We start from the raw sequence: 17,304 nt of genomic DNA on the forward strand, positions 1-17,304 counted from the left end.
GACCGCGACCGGAACCGCTGGTCAGGCAGGCGTTTACCGTTAGGAAAGTTTCCTTTACATTTGGAGCATCCCCCCATGTAAAGGAGCCCACTTCATGAGAAGGATGCTCACGTTAGTCGCCGTGGTGGTGATCGCCGTCGCCACCACGGTGTTCAACACGGCGCCGGCGTTCGCGCACGGCTACGTCAACTCCCCACCCAGCCGCCAGGCCAACTGCGCCCAGGGCAAGGTGCCCAACTGCGGCAACATCATCTACGAGCCGCAGAGCGTCGAAGGTCCGAAGGGCCTGCGCAACTGCCACGCCAACCTGTCGCAGTTCGCGCAGCTCAGCGACGAGAGCAAGCCGTGGCCGGTCGCCCAGGTGGGCACCACGGTGACCTTCAACTGGACGTTCACCGCCAGGCACGCCACGCTCAACTACGAGTACTACATCGGCAACACGCGGGTGGCCGTCTTCAACGGCAACGGCCAGCAGCCGCCCGCGACGGTCTCGCACACGGTCAACCTGTCCGGCTACTCGGGCCGGCAGAAGGTCCTGGCGATCTGGAACATCTCCGACACCGTCAACGCCTTCTACTCCTGCATCGACCTGCAGATCGGCGGTGGCGGCGGCAACCCGACGCCCACGCCCACCCCGACCGTCACGCCGACCCCCACCCCGACCCCGACGCCGACCCCCACGACGCCTTCGGGCACGTGGAAGGCCGGCACCGCGTACGCGGTCGGCAACACCGTCACCTACAACGGCGTCACCTACCGCTGCATCCAGGCCCACACGGCGCTGGCCGGCTGGGAGCCGCCCAACGTCCCGGCGCTCTGGCAGCGCGTCTAACCGGAAAGGGGGCGCCCGGAGCGCCCCCTTTCTCATGGGTTCGGCTTGCAGGTGGGGTGGCAGAGGCGGCGGGCCAGGGCGGAGAGGAAGACGTCGATGATCTCCCCCGGCTCCTGGGCCTCGTGCAGCGAGCCGTTGGTGGCGGCCGTGATCTGCGACAGGCTGTCGTGATCGACGCCCTTGCCGAAGGCGATGATGATGATCTGTACGGGCTTGTCGGGGTTCCACTCGTGCCGCAGCTTGTCGAGGAGCTCCGGCAGCTTCGTGCCCTTGCCGTCGTCCTTGCCGGCCGTGATCACCAGGAGCGAGTTGTTCATCTCCTCGCGGTACTCGCTGGTGACCTTGCGGAAGCCGCCGAGTATCGCGTCGTAGAGCGAGCTGTCCAGGCTGGGATGGGCGGTGATCGTGCCGGTCAGCTCGGCGAGGCGGCTCTTGCGGACCACCTGCCCGGTCTGGGGCTCGTTGATCGGGCCGAGCCCGACCCGCTCCCGGTACGACTTGACCCCGCCCACCTTCCCGGCGAACTCCCACAGGCCCATGTGCGTCGACTCGGGGAAGAGCTGCAGCCCGATCTTGGCCGCGTCCAGCGCGATCCTGATCCTGGTGCTGCCGTTCAGCGGCTCGGCCATGTGCTTGGAGGTGTCGGCCAGGACGAGGATGTTCGTCGGCGGGGCCAGCCGGCTCCAGGCCCGCAGCGCCTCGTCGATGTCCTGCGGCGACACCGACGACCTGGTCTTCGGGGTCGACGAGGGGATCTGCGGCCCCGGCGAGATCGGGCCCTGGGTGCCGTCGCCCGACCTGAACCCGGCCCGCCGGACGATCTCCTGCGCCTGCGGGCCCTTCAGCCAGTCGGCAAAGACCGTGGACGCCTCGGCCACCGTAGGGTCGCCGGCGGTGACGACGTACGGGTAGTCGAGGTTGATCGTGCCCTCGCGCGGGTGCAGCGCGACGACCGGGTCGGAGGAGGGGCGCAGGTTGTGGTTCCAGACCGACTGCTCGGGGACGATGACGACCGGGCGCTGCCAGAACGTGTGGTCGTCGACCGCCGCCAGCATGCTGCGGTAGTCGGGGGCGGAGCCGGCCTGCGCCCACCGTACGAACGCGGTCAGCGCCCTGTCCGCCGTCGGACCCGTGCCGACGACGTCCCTGGCGGCGGCCACCGTCGCGATGCCCGCCCCCGCCAGCGACGGGTCGGGGACGCGCACGACGTCCGGTTCGTTCGCGTTGGGCGTCAGCCGCCCGCGCACGGTCGCGGGGAAGACCATCCGCCAGTTCATCTCGGTCTTGCCCACGGAGAAGCGCTGGGCCAGCGACGAGCGGGTCGCGAACACCAGCGGTGACGTCGCCACCACGCTCTCACCGGCGGGCAGCGCGTTCGCGCCCTGCTGGCGGGCCAGCCTGATCCAGGCCGACGAGTCCGCGATCCACCCGTCGGGCCGCTCGCGTAGGACGCCCGCGCGGTCGCCGATCAGCGTGCGCAGGACGGTGGCCGGCGGCTGCTCGGTCACCTGGACCAGCACGCACCGGCCGCCCACGGAGGTCTTCGTCTCGTTGAAGCGCCCAGCGGCCTCCATGACCGCCGGGGCCACGTCGACCGCGGCCGCGACGCTGACCAGAACAGGCTCTCGTGTGCTGCACAGCACGCCGCCACTGCCGAACACCACGACGAGACCGGCGGCCACGATGGCCACGGCGGTGAGGCCCGCCAGCATGCCTCGCTGGAAAGCCTTCCTGCGTCGCTGCTCGGCGGGCAGCGCAGCGCGGTGCCGACCCAACCGCACGGTGAACCTCTCTCCCAGGGGAGTGACGATTCTCCCAGCGCCTCCCATAGCGGGCGCAAGCCTTGTTAGAACATGTTATAACTACGCCATCGGCAGGACCCGCCTGACGCTCTTGCACACGCCGTCGCTGGCCGCGGACGCCGCGAGCCGCTCGTCCGCGGGGGCGCCGTACTCGGTGGTGCGCTGCCTGACCGGCCTGCCGGTGACCTCGACCATCTCGCGCACCTCGCTGATCGTCTTGTACGAGCCGTTCTCCGAGCCCGCCATGCGGCTGATGGTCTCCTCCATGAGGGTGCCGCCGAGGTCGTTCACGCCGCCCTGGAGCACCTGGCGGCACAGGTCGTCGCGGAGCTTCACCCAGGAGCACTGGATGTTCTTGATCGCGCCGTGCAGGAGGATCCTGGCGAGCGCGTGCACGGCCCGGTTCTCCTGCGCCGTGGGGCCCGGACGGGCGATCCCCGCCAGGTAGATGGGGGCGCTGGTGTGCACGAACGGCAGCAGCACGAACTCGGAGAACCCGCCGGTCCGCTCCTGGAGGCTGCGGATCAGCTTGATGTGCCTGACCCAGTGCAGGTGGTTGTCGACGTGCCCGTACATCATGGTGGACGTGGTCGGGATGCCCACTTCGTGGGCCGTCGTGATGACCTCCACCCACTCCTGCGCGGGCAGCTTCCCCTTGGTCAGCACCCACCTGACGTCGTCGTCCAGGATCTCGGCCGCCGTCCCGGGCAGCGAGTCGACCCCGGCCTCCTTGGCCGCCTCCAGCCACGCCCGGATGGACATGTCGGTGCGGCTCGCCCCGTTGATGACCTCCATGGGGGAGAACGCGTGCACGTGCATCCCGGGCGTCCGCTCCTTGACCGCCCTGGCCAGGTCGAAGTACGCGGTGCCGGGGAGGTCGGGGTGGATGCCGCCCTGCATGCACACCTCGGTCGCGCCCGCGTCCCACGCCTCCTGCGCCCGGTCCGCCACCTGGTCGAGGCTCAGGGTGTACGCGTCGGCGTCCGTCCTGCGCTGGGCGAAGGCGCAGAAGCGGCAGCCGGTGTAGCACACGTTGGTGAAGTTGATGTTCCTGTTGACGACGTAGGTGACCTCGTCGCCCACGGCCTGGCGCCGGAGGTCGTCGGCGATGGCGGCCAGTTCGTCGAGCGCCTCCCCTTCGGCTGCCAGCAACGCCACGGCCTCGGCGTCGCTCAGACCCGCCGGGTCGGCCGCCGCCCGCCGCAACGCCTGACGCACCTCACCCGGCGTCCCCGCCCCGGACGACACCACACCCGCCAGCCCCGTTTCGGGGCGTGGGGTGGGCGGCGGCGCGTCGGTCGGTGTGGTGTCGTCGGGTGAGGTGGGGGTGAGGCGGTCGCGGAGGGCGGTCCAGTCGCCGTAGACGTGGTCGAAGTCGTCCCGCCGATCGTGCGTGCGTCCCGACGTGTCCACCTCCACGTGCAGGTCCACCCGCCCCGACGACGCGAACCCGCCGTCCGGCTCCTGCCACGGCAATCCGCGCAGGGCCGCGTCCGGCCGGGCGAGCCCCGTGGCGGGGTCCGCCAGGGCGGCCACGTGGGCGAACAGCCGGGGGTCCAGCCACGGCTCCCCGGCCACCACGTACTCGGGATAGATCGTCAGCCGCTCGCGGAGCTCGAACCCGGACTCGGCGGTGCGGGCCTCCAGGAGGGAGATCTGCGGCCACGGCCGCTCGGGGTTCACGTGGTCGGGGGTGAGCGGCGAGACCCCGCCCCAGTCGTCGATGCCCGCCCGGATCATCAGCGCGTACTCGGAGTCCACCAGGTTGGGCGGCGCCTGGATGCGGACCCGGGGCCCGAGCACGAGGCGCGCGACCGCGATGGTGGCCGCCAGTTCCTCCAGGGAGGCGTCGGGCAGCCCGCGCATCGCCGTGTCGGGCTTGGCGCGGAAGTTCTGGACGATGACTTCCTGGATCCCGCCGTACTCGCGCGCCACCCGCCGGATCGCAAAGATCGACTCGGCGCGGTCCTCGACGGTCTCGCCGATGCCGATCAGGATGCCGGTGGTGAAGGGCACGTTCGTCCGTCCGGCGTCCTCCAGGACGCGCAGGCGTACCGCCGGATCCTTGTCCGGCGAGCCGTAATGGGCCTGCCCCTTCTCCTCGAAGAGCCGCTGCGACGTCGTCTCCAGCATCATCCCCATGGACGGCGCGACGGGCTTGAGGCGCTGCAGGTCACGCCAGGTCAGCACCCCCGGGTTGAGGTGCGGCAGCAGCCCGGTCTCCTCCAGCACCCTGATCGCCATGGCCCGCACGTAAGACAAGGTGTCGTCGTAGCCGTGCGCGTCGAGCCAGGAGCGCGCCTGGTGCCAGCGGTCCTCCGGCCGGTCCCCCAGCGTGAACAGCGCCTCCTTGCACCCCATGGCCGCCCCCTGCCGGGCGATCTCCAGCACCTCGTCAGGGCTCAGGAACGGCGCGGGCAGCTTGTTCGGCGCGGTCGCAAAGGTGCAGTAACCACATCGGTCCCGGCAGAGCCGGGTCAACGGGATGAACACCTTCTTGCTGTAGGTGATGATCCCCTCACGGCCGACCGCCCGCAGACCGGCGTCGCGTACGCGGGAGGCGTGTTCGAGCAGGGTGTCGAGGTGCTCGCCCCGGGCGTGCAGGAGGACGGTCACCTCCGTGACGTCGAGGGCCTTGCCGTCCCGGGCACGCGCGAGTGCCCGGCGGAGCGCGGAATCACTGACGAGACTCATACGGGCACAGTACCGACGGCTGAGTTCGCCGCCCGCACCCAGGGGGCGGCCCGCAGGTCAGAAGGCCCGGTAGTCGCGTACGGACATCCGGGGCCCGCGGGCGGGCGGGCGCAGGCCGGTGAGCCAGACCAGCACCGTGGCGCGGTGCCGATGCCCCCGGTACGGCTCCAGCAGCCGCAACATCCCCGGATCGTCGGTCTTCTCCCCGGTCAGGGCGTACCCGACGAGCTTGGCCAGATGGAAGTCGCCGACGCTCACCGCGTCCGGGTCGCCCAGCGCGCGCTGGCGCACCTCGGCCGACGTCCACACCCCGATCCCGGGCAGCGCCCGCAGCAGCCGGTCGAGCTCCTCGGTGGTCGCGGCGGCCTCCAGCTTGTCGGCGTGCCAGGCGGCGTTCGCGATCGTCCGGGCGCGTACGGCCTCCGCGCCCGCGCGGTGCCAGTGCCAGCTGGGGATCTGCCGCCACACCACGGTCTCGGGCACGACCCGCATCCCCTCGGGCGCGGGCCCGGGCGCGGGCTCGCCGTACCGGTTGAGCAGCCACCGCCAGGCCCGCCACGCCTCCTGCCCGACCACCTTCTGCTCCAGCACGGCCGGTACGAGGGCCTCCATGACCCGCCCGGTACGCCCGATCCGCAAGCCCGGATTTTTCCGGACAACCTCCGCCAAAACATCATGCTTGGCAACAAAGCCGGAAGTGTCGTCGAAAGCCCCCAGCAACCCCGGCAGCGCCTCCAGGGCCCAGTCCGCCCCCGGCCCCCACGCCTGCCCGTGCACGCACCCGGCCTTGACGCCCACCCGCAGCGTGCACGGCCCGTCGGGAGTCCTGGTCGTGCGCCACACGGCCCCGTCACCGCTCCGGCGCCAGGTGGGATCCCCGCCGCCGCGCTTGTGCGGCTGCAACGCCAGCCCCACGTCCAGCGGCCCCTCGGGCACCCACCTGCGCTCCATCACCCGTCCAGTCTGCCGCCACCGCCCGGCTGTCCCGACCGGGGCCGCGGCGGCGCGGGCAGAGGCTCAGACGTCGCTGGAATAACGCACCGCGCGCTCGGGCAGCTCCACCCCCGGCCAGATGCGCACGCCGTTCTGCAGCTCGTTGCCCGGCCCCACGATGGCTCCGTCGCCGATCACCGCGTCGCCCACGACCGTGCCCGCGCAGACCCGCGCGCCCCGGCCCACCACGGAGTCCGTCACGACGGCGCCCGCCTCGATGACGCAGTCGTCCGTCAGCACCGAGCCGGCCACCGTCGCCCCGGCCTCGACCACGACCCGCGCGCCGACCGCCGTGCCGCCCTGCACCTTGGCCTCGGACGAGATCCGAGCGCCCTCCAGCGCGAGGAACTCCCCGGTCGGGCCGGGCAGCGCGGGCGACGCCAGCCGCCCCAGCACCAGGTCGCGCGACCCCCGCACGTAAGCCGTGGGCGTGCCCACGTCGAGCCAGTAGGTGCGGTCGGCATAGCCCAGCACCAGCTCGCCCGCCTCGATCAGCCCGGGGAACGTCTCGCGCTCCACCGACACGACCTCGTCCCGGGGGATCGAGTCGATCACCGACCGGGTGAACACGTAGCAGCCGGCGTTGATCCGGTTGGTGACCGGGTTGGGCGTCTTCTCCAGGAAGGCCGTCACCCGCCCCGTCTCGTCGGTCGGCACGCACCCGAAGCGGGAGGGATCGTCGACTTCTGTCAAATGGAGCGTTACAGCCGCATGTCGTGCCAGGTGAGCGCGTACCTGATCGCCGATGTCGTGGCCGGAGAGGATGTCCCCGTTGAGGATGAGCACCGGGTCGGAGGGGCCCGCCGTGAGCGCTTCCGCGGCGTTGCGGATCGCGCCGCCGGTGCCCAGCGGCGTTTCCTCGGTGATGTATTCGAGTGAGAGCCCGAACGCCGCCCCGTCGCCGAAGGCGGGCTCGAACATGGAGGCCTTGTAGGAGGTGGCGAACACGATCCGGCGGACGCCGAAAGATCGCGCACGGGCGAGTTGGTGGGCCAGGAACGGCACCCCAGCGGTCGGCAGCAGCGGTTTCGGCGTGCCCAGTGTCAGCGGACGCAGGCGCGTGCCCTGCCCCCCGACCAGGAGGATCGCCTCGAGGTCTGGCAAAGAGCTCTCCATCACTCCGTGAGGTTACCGAACTATTCGATCGCGCGTTGATAAGAGCTGAGATGCGCCTCGGCCGAGGCGCCCCAGGTGAACTCGCGTGCTCTCGCCAGCCCCGCCTCCTGCAGCTGCCGCCTCCTGGCGGAGGAGCCCAGGAGGTGTCCGAGCGCCGCGGCGATGCTGTCGGCGTCGGGCTCAGTGTAGGCCACGGCGTCGCCGCCGACCTCTGGCAGAGACGTGCGATGCGTCGTCAGGACCGGCGCGCCGCAGGCCATGGCCTCCAGCACCGGCAGCCCGAACCCCTCGCCGCGCGACGGGAAGGCCACCACGAGCGCGCCGCCCAAGAACCCGGGCAGGTCGGGCACGCGAAGATAGCCGGGCCGGACGACCCTGACCGTGGCCTCGACCTCCCGGCAGGCGGCGTCGACGTCGTCCTCGTGGACGCCGCCGCCGATCACCAGCGCGGGCGGCTCCTCCAGGATTTTCGCTGCGGCGGCGAAGCCGCGGATGAGGTTGGGAACGTTCTTACGGGGGTCGAGCGCGCCCAGGAACGCCACATAGGGCTGGCCGTGCAGCCCGCACCGCAGGGCGACCCGGCGGATCTCGTCCTCGGTCGGCGGGTGGAACTGCCCCAGGTCGACCCCGTGGTAGGCGACGTCGATGCGGGTGGGGTCGGCGGCGAGCACGCGGACGAGCTCGTCCCTGGTCGCCTTGGAGGGCACGATCACCCGCTTGGCGTGGCGCACCGCCGTACGGGTGGCGGAGCGGAAGAACGAGGCCCGCGCACCGTGCTGGTCGGGCTCGGTGAACCAGGTGGCGTCGTGGACCGTCACCACGGTCGGCAGGCCCGAGCCGAGCGGGATGGAGTAGTAGGGGGCGTGGATGACGTCCGCCCCCGCCTGACGGGCGAGCAGCGGGAGGCCGGTCTGCTCCCAGGCGAGCCGGGCGGCCCTGTTGGAGATCGCCACGGGCCCCGGGAGGACCAGGGCCGAGGGCGCGAGGCGCCGGTATCGCTCGGCTTCGGAGCGCTGGCAGACCACCGCGAGGTCCGCTCCGGCCCGGTCGAGCGCGGCCACGAGCCCGTCCACGTATCTGATCAACGCGCCGCGGTCCGCGGGGACCGCCGCCGCGTCGACGAGCACTCGAGGCATTACGTGATCTTCTCCCCTCAAGATCAACGTGGGACCTGTCGTCCCCCTCTGAAGTTCAGCTTATGACCAGCCTCCCCTAAATCGCGGGCCAAATCACTCCGAGTCGCGACGGGCTGCGATTCCCGCGAAACCCGCGCAGATCAGATCCCCCAAAATGATGACAATGCGGGACGAAAGCGCCACAGCAATCGCCGCGCCGCCGTCCACGTGAGGCGCCAGCACCGCGACCATCGCGACCTCCCGCACGCCCGCGCCCGCCGGGACGACGAAGGTCAGAATGCCCAGGCACCACGACAGCGCGAAGGCCCCGACGGCGAAGAGCAGGCCGCCCTCGGGGGCGACGAAGTAGAGGTGCACGCCGTAGCAGAGCCAGCCGGCCAGCGCCCAGCCGAGGGCGGTGAGCATGCCGCGCCGGGTGAGCGGGCGATCGAGCGGCTCCCGCTTGAGCCTGCGCAGGGCGTACCCGATCACGGCGTTGATGACCTTGGGCTCCAGCAGGACCAGCAGCAGCGGGATGAACAGCAGCAGCCAGCCGTAGCGGTCCCAGCCGAGCGTGACCAGCGTGACGAGCAGGCCGGTGGCCAGCTGGATGGGCATCATCAGGAAGAACGCCGCCGCGCTGCGCGAGCGCGGCACGCCGAGGTCGCGGCCCATCTCCATCTGGGCGAGCACCGGCCAGACGGCGCCCGGGATGTACTTGCCGAGCTGGCCCACGAAGAAGACCTTGGCGGCGGGCCGCAGCGGCAGCGGGGAGCCGAGGTCGGCCAGGATGGTGCGCCAGGTGAGCATGGCGCCGAGCAGCGCGGCGACCACGGCGACCAGCGACCCGGCCAGCGCCGCCCACGACAGCCTGGCGAACCCGGCCACCACGGCGTCCCACTGCTTCGCCACGGCGTAGGCGCCGAACCCGAGCGCGACGGCCAGGAAGCCGTACCGGACGAGCCTGCGGACCGGCGACCGCCGCGGCGCGGCCTCTTCTTTCACCGCCGTCACCGGCCCTCCTTCGCCGGTCCGGCGACCAGGTCCCCGCCCCTGACGGTTCGTTCCCTGCGCTCACTCACAGCGGGCGGACCCGCTCGGGCGGCTGCGGCAGCGGCGCGCCCGCCGGCCGCCGCGGCGTCTTGGTGGCCACCCACAGGTACGTGGGCACCAGGGGCAGCAGCAGCCTGAGCACCTCGCGGGGGGTGCGGGCCAGTACGCCCTGCGCGATCCGCCCCAGAGCGCCGGGGAACAGCTCGCCCCCCGCGAACCGGCCCGGCGTGGCCAGCACGGGGAAGGTGTAGTCCCACACGTGGAAGGCCCGCAACATCCTGCGCAGCCCGCGCCGCGTCCTGAACCGCTCGTAGTAGTGGTCGGCCCGCCCGGACGCCCGCACGTAGCGGTCGGCCAGCGCGGGCGGCAGGTAGGACAGGAACGGCAGCTTGTAGTGGGGCTCCATGACGCCGAGCCGGTTGCCCAGCCCCAGGTAGAGGACGCCGTCGTCGGACAGCACCCGGTGCATCTCGGCCACCACGGCGTCGGGGTCGACCACGTGCTCGTAGATGTGGTTGAAGACCAGCACGTCGATCGACCCGTCGGGGAACGGCAGCGCGGTGCCGTCGCCGCACACGAACGCCACCCGCTCGCCGAACCTGTCGGCGGCCTTGCGCAGCCCCGGCACGTCGATGTCGATGCCCAGCGTGTGCGCCGCCCCGGCCTGCGCGAGCTCGTCGGCGATGAACCCCGCGGAGCAGCCCACGTCACCCACCGTCAGCCCGCCGAGCGGCCCGCGGAAGTGCTCGAGCACCGCGATGATCTTCGCAGCCTTCCGCCGCCGTTTGCCCTCGTCGAGCATGGCGGACTGGAACTCCGAGTATTCGAGCTGCGCGACTCGTTGCTTACCCACGAGGACCCACAGTACCCAAATGGGCTTTGGTACGTTGCCGACCTGGCAGGACCCACACGGACCGGGACCAAGCGGCGCTGTTCGACAAGATCCGCGGCGCGTTCGTCGACGTCGTCTGGCTTTACCCGGCGAACCGCGCGTAGCCTGAGCGAATGCTCCGTCGCCTGCTGCGCGTGGTCCTCGCCCTGCTCGCCATCGGCTTCCTGGGATACGGGCTGGCCAGGAACTGGGACGAGACCACCGGCGCGGTGGCGGCGATGTCGCCGTGGGCGGTGCTCGGGGCGTTCGCGGCGGTGCTGCTCGGCCAGTTCTTCATGCTGGTGGCCTGGCGGGAGATCCTGGCGGGGCTCGGCACGCGGGTGCCGCTGCGGATCGCCGGGCGGATCATGTTCGTGGGCCAGCTGGGCAAGTACATCCCCGGCGCCGTGTGGGCGTACGCGGCGATGATGGACCTCGGGCGCGACCACGGCAGCCCGCCGCGGCGCACGTTCGCGACGATCTCGCTGGGGCTGGTGATCAACCTCGGGGTCGGCATCTCGATCGCCGCCGCCACGCTGGGCTCGCTGGACGCGGTGCGCCAGGCGTGGTACCTCGTGCTGCTCGTGCCGGTGATCATCGTGTGCCTGCACCCCAAGGTGCTCACCTGGGGCCTCAACCTGGCGCTGCGGATCGCGCGCAAGGAGCCGCTGGAGAGCGTGCTGCCCGGCCGCACCGTGGTCGTCGCGGTGGCGTGGACCGCGCTCGGCTGGTTCGTGTACGGCCTGCACATCTGGCTGCTCTCCGGCCGCTCCGACCTCTACCTCATCGCCACCGGGGCGTACGCGTTCGCGTGGGCCACCGGGATCCTCACCGTCGTCGTGCCTGCGGGGGTCGGCGTCAGGGAGGGCGCGCTGGTGCTGGTGCTCGGGCCGATCATCGGCACCCCGGCGGCGCTCGCGGTGGCGATCGTGTCGCGGCTGGCGTTCACGCTGGCGGACGCGGCGGCCGCGGGCATCTCGTTCGTGCTCGGCCGTCAGGCGGCGAGCAGGGCCCCCGCGTACGCCGACCAGAACGGCTCGGGATCGACGGCCTTGACGCCGGATCGCAACCTCTCGGGCTCGCCCGAGGCGTAGAAGCGCTCGATCGCCGCGCGCAGCGCCCCGGCGTCGCCCGGCTCGACCAGCAGCCCGTCCACGCCGTCGGTGACGTGGTCGGCGAGCGCGCCCACGCGGGTGGCGATCACCGGCACGCCGTGCTCGTGGCCCAGCCAGACGTTCTGGCTGGCGGTCGCGCTCCGGTACGGCAGCACGAGCGCGTCGGCCCGCGCGAACAGCCCCGGCACGTCCTCGGCGGCCACGTAGCCGGGGCGCAGCTCGACCCGGTCACCGAGACCCAGCTCGTCGATCAGCGCCCGCGTCTCCTCGATCCCGCCCCAGAACTCCCCCGCGACCGTCAGCGAGATCCCGTCGGGCAGCGCCCTGAGCAGCAGATCCAGCCCCTTGTACGGTCGCACGATGCCGAAGAACAGCAGCCGGCGGTGGACCTGGGTGGACTTCTCGGCGGTCGTTGAGGGCAGGTGCGGCGGCAGCGCCGCCACGCTGACCGAACTGCCCGTCAGCCCCCTAGCCAGCCCGGCCTGCTGCTCGGAGTGGGTCAGCACGCCGTCGACCCGCTTGAGCAGCGCTTTCATGAGCGGTTCGTCGTACGGCTTGCGCTCGTGGGGCAGCACGTTGTGGCAGAGGGCAATAGTCCTGACTTTTCGCCCTATCCCGTACAAAATCCCCAAATATGCGGGAACCTGCACCGGGCTCAGCACGGCCAGCACCACCAGGTCCGCCGACCTCAGCCGCCTCCCGGCGGAGACCCACCCGTCGGGACGCCGCCAGTCGAGCTTGCGCAGGGTCCTCGGAAAAGGCGTGCCCTCCGGCGAGGAGATCGTCTGCTGCCCCGGATAGAGGAACGACGGATACTGCGCCCGCCACGACTCGATCACCACGTCGTGGCCCTGGGCCGCGAGGCGATGCGCCAGCTCGGTGGTGTGCTGGGCCCCGCCCCCCTTGTACGGGTAGGTCGGGCCGACGATCGCGATCCGCACCGGCTATTCCCCCCGCGACCGCACGATCAGGTCGGCGAGCAGCGCCACCGACCCGATCAGCAGCCCGGACAGGAAGATCATCACGGTGTTGGCCGGGAAGTAGAACGGGTGCTGGACCATGTCCCACAGGCCTTTCACGAACCCGATGCCCACCAGCCACAGCGCGGGCGGCATGAGCACCTTGAGCGGGTTGAAGTACATGATCATCCGCAGCACCTGCAGGATGTAGCGGTACGCGTCGGACACGAAGCTGAACTTCGACTTCCCGGCCCGCTTGGCGTAGTCGATCGGCAGGTAGTAGATGTCGTGCTGGTTGGACAGGAACGACAGCGTGATCGTCGTCACACACGAGAACCCGGGCGGGAGCAGCCGCAGGTAGGGCTTGGCCACCGTCCTGCGGAAGGCCCGCAGCCCCGAGTTGAGGTCGGGGATCTTCTGCCCGGCCAGCTGCTCCGCCACCTTGCGGATCACCCACTTGGCGGGGACCCGCAGCAGCTTGTGCGAGCCCTCCTCGCTGGTGCGCGCGCCGACCACCTGGTCGACCATCGGATCCTTCTCCAGGATCTGCACCAGCTCGGGGATGCGGTCGTTGGGGTAGGTCATGTCGGCGTCGGTCCAGACGACGATCTCGCCCTTGGCCTCCTGCGTCCCGATGCGCCGCACCGTGCCCGCGCCGCCGTTGCGGTGGAAGGCGCGGACGCGCAGGTGGGGATATTCGGGGGCGGCCTGCTTCAGCTTGGCCAGCGTGTCGTCGGTCGAGCAGTCGTCCACGGCCACGAGCTCGTAGGTGTAGCCGCTTGAGTCCATGGCCCTCGTGATGCGCTTGACTTCATCGATGACGTGATCCTGCTCGTTGTAGCAGGGCAGGACGATGGTGACGTACGGCGCTTCTTCCACGGCAGGTCCACTCTTCGGGGTCTCTAGCGTGCTCACGGGCCTTGAGGGTACTCTGCCCAACTCAAAGCCGAGTCCACGCGCGCCCAGCGGGAGCCCCCACTTCCAAGATCACCTAACCTCTTGGGGGATGGCCATCCAGGCGGTGATCCGCAGGGACCAGGTGCCGTTCGGGGCGTCCACGAGAGAGCGTTCGTCCTGGCGGGAGACCAGGGCCATGGCCTGAGACGGACGTCCGTACGGCGCGACCTGCGCGGCGTCGGCGGCCAGCACGACGGGCACTCGGCCCGCGGCGCGCACCCGCGCGATCAGGCGGCGCACCTGCGCCTCGGGGGCGGTGTCCCCCCGGTCCTCGCGATCCACCACCGCCGCCGGGCGGTCGCACATGCCGCGCACGAGCTGGGTGAAGCGATCACCGGTGACCCGCTCCACGATCAGCACCGACGCGTCAGGCGGGAACTTCGCGCACATCGCCGCCACCGCCGCCGCCTCGCCCCGCTCGACCGGCGTGAACGCCGTCCCGATCGAGGTGACGGCCGGCGGCACGAGGACGATCAGGACGGCGAGCGCCGTCCCCCACCTCCCCGCCCTGGGCCCTCGCGGCCAGGACGGCGGGCGGGCCCGGATCAGGTCGCGCAGCCAGGCCAGGCCGTACATGGCGAGCAGGATCAGGCCCGGGATCACGATGGGGACCAGGCGGCGGGCGGCCCACGGGTGGTCGGGGGTGATCTCGGGGCGCAGGAGCGTGGTGACGGTGGTCCAGCCGACGACCGCGAGGGGCAGCAGCCATTCGAACGGTCGGCCGTCCCGCAGCAGCCGCCGTACCAGGACCGCCGCCGCGACCGTGGCCAGCACGACCACGGGGAGCCCGACGTACCAGATCACCCAGTGCAGGGAGTTCTCGAAGTAGAGCCGGGTGTCGTCCACGGGCAGGCCGTTGGCCTGCTGGGTCTGCGCGATCATCAGGGCCGTGCGCCGGTCGTCGTCCGTCACGGGCGTCCGGGTCACGGTCTGGAACCACGGGCGCGCGTACAGGCCGATCATGAGCAGCACGACCAGCCCGGCCCCGGCCGTGGGGACCCACGTGGGCGGCCGGATCCTGGCCAGCAGCGGGGCGGCGGCCGTGCCCAGCGCGGTGAGCACGAGGACGGCGGCGCAGATGAGCAGCAGCGGCCTGACCGAGCCCGACAGGTACGACAGGTAGGGCCGCGACAGCAGGTACGCCGCGAGCATCCCGGCCCCGGCTCCCGCCACCAGCCCGGCCGACAGCGGCACGCCCAGCGCCCCCTGCGGCCTGGCGAAGCGGCGCATCGCGATCAGCAGCCCCGCGAACGCCAGCACCGGCAGCACGTCGCGCAGCCCGTCCACCCTGACCAGCACGGCCAGCCCGAACGCCAGCCCGGCCAGCAGCCCACGCGGCCATCCCGGCCGGGCGAGCGCGTCGTGCACCAGCGCCAGCCCTCCGAACAGCAGGATCAGGGACGGGATCTCGCTGAACGTGCTGCGCGAGGTGTAGAGGATCGGCAGGCTCACCGCGAACACCGCGGCCCCCAGCACCGCCCACCGCGCCCCGGCCAGCCGCGCCACCACCCCGGCCACCGTGAGCACGGCCAGCCCGCCCAGCACCGCCGGGATCGCGAAGGGAATCCCCAGCCAGTCGCCGACCGCGAAGAGGATCGGCGGCCCCGGCATGAACTGCGGCACCACCGCCCCGTTCACCTCGTAGAACCCGACGCTCTTGAAGATCAGCGACGGGTCCGGGCCGCCGAACGCCTCCGCCTGCGTGCTGACGGGCAGCGAGCCGTGGCCCGCGATCCAGGCCGCGTACTGCGCGTACGTGGCCGGGTCGCGCCTGACGACGATCTGCTCGGTGTGCATGACCACGTTGACCGCGACGGACGCCACGGCCACCGCCACGACGCCCGCGACCTGCCGGGACGTGGCCTCGACCACCTTGCCCAGCCGCCGCGTGCCGGCCCGGCAGAGCAGGGCGGCGGCGGGCAGCCCGAACAGCGCCGCGGGCAGCGGCGCGAAGTGGCCGAGCAGCAGCAGCGGCAGCCCCGCCAGCAGCCAGCCCGCCACGGCGAGCGCGGGCGCCACCGAGAGCACGGCGAGCATCCGCCCGGGTCGGTCGAGTCCCATCGGTGTGCGAGCGTATCCAACCAGGCGGTCCCGGTGGGCGCCGCCACACGGCGAGCGATCTTGAGGTGCGTTTCACTCAACCGGGAAGACCCGGCGTGCGTACCCTCTATCGGCCGTTGCACGGGGTTCACTGAATGGCGGGTAGCGTACGTGGGCACTACGGGACATGCCGGTAAGACAGCGGGAGGACGTGCGGGTGATGGCGGAGACTCGCGCCGACGAGCCCGCGAAGGCCGCTCGCGGCCGCCTGGCGTGGGTCGCGGATCCGTCCCGGTGGAGACGGCACGGGTGGTTCCTGGCGGTCCTCGCCCTCGGCACGGCCCTGCGCGCCCTGGCGATGCTGGGCTACCGGCCGGCCCTGTGGTTCCCCGACTCCTACACCTACATCGTCACCGTCTTCAAACCCCGGCCCGACCTGGTCCGCCCGGCGGGCTACTCGATGTTCCTGAAGCTGCTGGAGCCGTTCCACGGCTTCTGGGCGGTCACGGCCGCGCAGCACCTGCTCGGCCTGGCCACCGGCGTGCTGATCTACCGGGTCGCGAGAAGGGCGCCGAGGTGGGTGGCGACGCTGGCCGCGGTGCCGGTGCTGCTCGACGCGTACCAGATCGAGCTGGAGCACCTGCTCGTCTCGGACACGCTCTTCACGTTCCTGGTCGTGGCGGCGGTGGCGCTGTGCGTGTCGGAGCGGCGGGCCCGAGCGGCGGGCGGGGTCGCCGCCATCGGCCTGCTGCTGGCCGCCGCCACCCTCACCAGGACCGTCGGCCAGCCCCTCATCGTGCTGCTGGCCGGCTGGTACGTGCTGCGCGGACGGGTGCGGCTCGCCGGGCTGCTGCTGGCCACCGCCCTCGTGCCGATCCTCGCGTACGGCGCCTGGTTCTACGCCACGTACCAGCGGGTCGGGCTCGTGGGCGCGAACGGCGCCTTCCTGTACGCCCGGACGATGTCGTTCGCCGACTGCGCCCGCATGGACCCGCCGGCGGACCTGCGCGTCCTGTGCGACCCGCGTCCGCCGGAGCGGCGCCCGCCGTCGCAGGAGTACATCTGGGCGCGCGACTCCCCCCTCGTGCGGTTGCCCGGGATCACGTTCACCAAGGAAACGGACGATCTGGCGGGCAGGTTCGCGACGCTGGCGATCACCAGGCAGCCGCTCGACTACGCCGCCTCGGTGCTGACCGAACTTGGCCGCACGTTCACCTGGGGCCGCCCGGTGTATCCGGATCCGGAGATCTATGCCTACTACCAGTTCCCGGTGACCGTGCCGGGCCCACCTGGCCGCTATCCCGCGCAGGTCGGCGCCGATTATGCCAAGCTCTACGAGCGAGGTGCGATCGGCACGGAGATCGCCGAGCCTTACGCCGGCTGGCTGAGGGCCTACCAGAGCATGGTGCGGCTGCCCGGCCCGGTGCTCCTGGGGGTGCTGCTGGTGCCCCCGGTGGTGGCCGTCACGCGCAGGCGTGGGCGCGGGCGTCCCGCGGCCTGGCCGGTGCCCTGGTCGGCGGCCGTGGTGCTGCTGGTCACACCGGCCGCGGCGGCGGAGTTCGACTACCGATACGTGTTGCCGGCCGTCCCCCTGGCCTGTTTGGCTGCGGCCCTGAGCATCAGGCCTGACGTGCGAAGACCGGGCGGAGGCAAGAAAGAGTTTGGCAATGATATTCCACGTAATGTCCAGCTCTGAGTATGCTTTGCCGCGGAAACATCACGCCCGGGTCACGGTCGTTCCCCGCGGTCATGGCACC

General features: G+C 71.6%; 13 protein-coding genes. 3 read left to right on the top strand and 10 right to left on the bottom strand.

From position 1 onward, the window contains the following. Window positions 1–94 precede the first annotated feature (94 nt). Window positions 95–832, top strand: coding sequence for a lytic polysaccharide monooxygenase (locus ACIBQ1_RS53550; RefSeq protein WP_355370955.1), 738 nt, complete (start codon window positions 95–97; stop codon window positions 830–832). 32 nt (window positions 833–864) lie between these two features. On the opposite strand, the gene ACIBQ1_RS53555 is transcribed toward ACIBQ1_RS53550, so the two are convergent. The 7 genes from ACIBQ1_RS53555 to ACIBQ1_RS53585 all read right to left on the bottom strand — a co-directional run bounded on the left by ACIBQ1_RS53555 (window position 865) and on the right by ACIBQ1_RS53585 (window position 10,458). Beyond that, the gene (locus ACIBQ1_RS53555; RefSeq protein WP_397290307.1) at window positions 865–2,613 is read right to left on the bottom strand and encodes a substrate-binding and VWA domain-containing protein; all 1,749 of its coding nucleotides are present in this window, start codon (window positions 2,611–2,613) and stop codon (window positions 865–867) included. 81 nt (window positions 2,614–2,694) lie between these two features. Next, complete coding sequence (locus ACIBQ1_RS53560; RefSeq protein WP_397290309.1) at window positions 2,695–5,328, bottom strand: bifunctional FO biosynthesis protein CofGH; 2,634 nt, start codon at window positions 5,326–5,328, stop codon at window positions 2,695–2,697. 57 nt (window positions 5,329–5,385) lie between these two features. Further along, a complete protein-coding gene (locus tag ACIBQ1_RS53565) occupies window positions 5,386–6,279 on the bottom strand; it encodes a DNA-3-methyladenine glycosylase family protein (RefSeq protein WP_397290372.1) in 894 nt (297 codons plus the stop codon). A 66-nt stretch (window positions 6,280–6,345) separates the two neighbouring features. Beyond that, window positions 6,346–7,437, bottom strand: a complete 1,092-nt coding sequence (locus ACIBQ1_RS53570) for a sugar phosphate nucleotidyltransferase (protein WP_397290311.1) — start codon at window positions 7,435–7,437, stop codon at window positions 6,346–6,348. 20 nt (window positions 7,438–7,457) lie between these two features. After that, the gene (locus ACIBQ1_RS53575; RefSeq protein ID WP_397290313.1) at window positions 7,458–8,573 is read right to left on the bottom strand and encodes a glycosyltransferase family 4 protein; all 1,116 of its coding nucleotides are present in this window, start codon (window positions 8,571–8,573) and stop codon (window positions 7,458–7,460) included. Window positions 8,574–8,666: 93 nt separating this feature from the next. After that, the gene (locus tag ACIBQ1_RS53580; RefSeq protein ID WP_397290315.1) at window positions 8,667–9,566 is read right to left on the bottom strand and encodes a YbhN family protein; all 900 of its coding nucleotides are present in this window, start codon (window positions 9,564–9,566) and stop codon (window positions 8,667–8,669) included. A gap of 64 nt (window positions 9,567–9,630) precedes the next feature. After that, complete coding sequence (locus ACIBQ1_RS53585; protein WP_397290316.1) at window positions 9,631–10,458, bottom strand: methyltransferase domain-containing protein; 828 nt, start codon at window positions 10,456–10,458, stop codon at window positions 9,631–9,633. 152 nt (window positions 10,459–10,610) lie between these two features. On the opposite strand from ACIBQ1_RS53585, the gene ACIBQ1_RS53590 reads away from it, so the two are divergent. Continuing rightward, window positions 10,611–11,570 carry a YbhN family protein gene (locus ACIBQ1_RS53590; RefSeq protein ID WP_397290318.1) on the top strand — a complete coding sequence of 320 codons (960 nt, stop codon included), beginning with the start codon at window positions 10,611–10,613 and terminating at the stop codon, window positions 11,568–11,570. Here ACIBQ1_RS53590 and ACIBQ1_RS53595 read toward each other — a convergent pair. From ACIBQ1_RS53595 to ACIBQ1_RS53605, 3 genes are all read right to left on the bottom strand, one after another. Further along, window positions 11,471–12,532 (bottom strand): glycosyltransferase family 4 protein, encoded by a 1,062-nt coding sequence (locus ACIBQ1_RS53595; protein ID WP_397290320.1) that lies wholly within the window; start codon window positions 12,530–12,532, stop codon window positions 11,471–11,473. The genes ACIBQ1_RS53590 and ACIBQ1_RS53595 overlap by 100 nt on opposite strands. 3 nt (window positions 12,533–12,535) lie before the next feature. Continuing rightward, entirely contained in the window at window positions 12,536–13,465 is a 930-nt protein-coding gene (locus ACIBQ1_RS53600) for a glycosyltransferase family 2 protein (RefSeq protein WP_397290322.1), read from the bottom strand. 72 nt (window positions 13,466–13,537) lie between these two features. Continuing rightward, entirely contained in the window at window positions 13,538–15,568 is a 2,031-nt protein-coding gene (locus ACIBQ1_RS53605) for an ArnT family glycosyltransferase (RefSeq protein ID WP_397290324.1), read from the bottom strand. Window positions 15,569–15,734: 166 nt separating this feature from the next. Between ACIBQ1_RS53605 and ACIBQ1_RS53610 the strand changes: the two genes are divergently transcribed. Beyond that, window positions 15,735–17,243, top strand: a complete 1,509-nt coding sequence (locus ACIBQ1_RS53610) for a hypothetical protein (protein ID WP_397290326.1) — start codon at window positions 15,735–15,737, stop codon at window positions 17,241–17,243. Window positions 17,244–17,304: the final 61 nt, after the last annotated feature.

The organism is Nonomuraea sp. NPDC050153, assembly GCF_044460125.1.
Taxonomy (GTDB): domain Bacteria; phylum Actinomycetota; class Actinomycetes; order Streptosporangiales; family Streptosporangiaceae; genus Nonomuraea.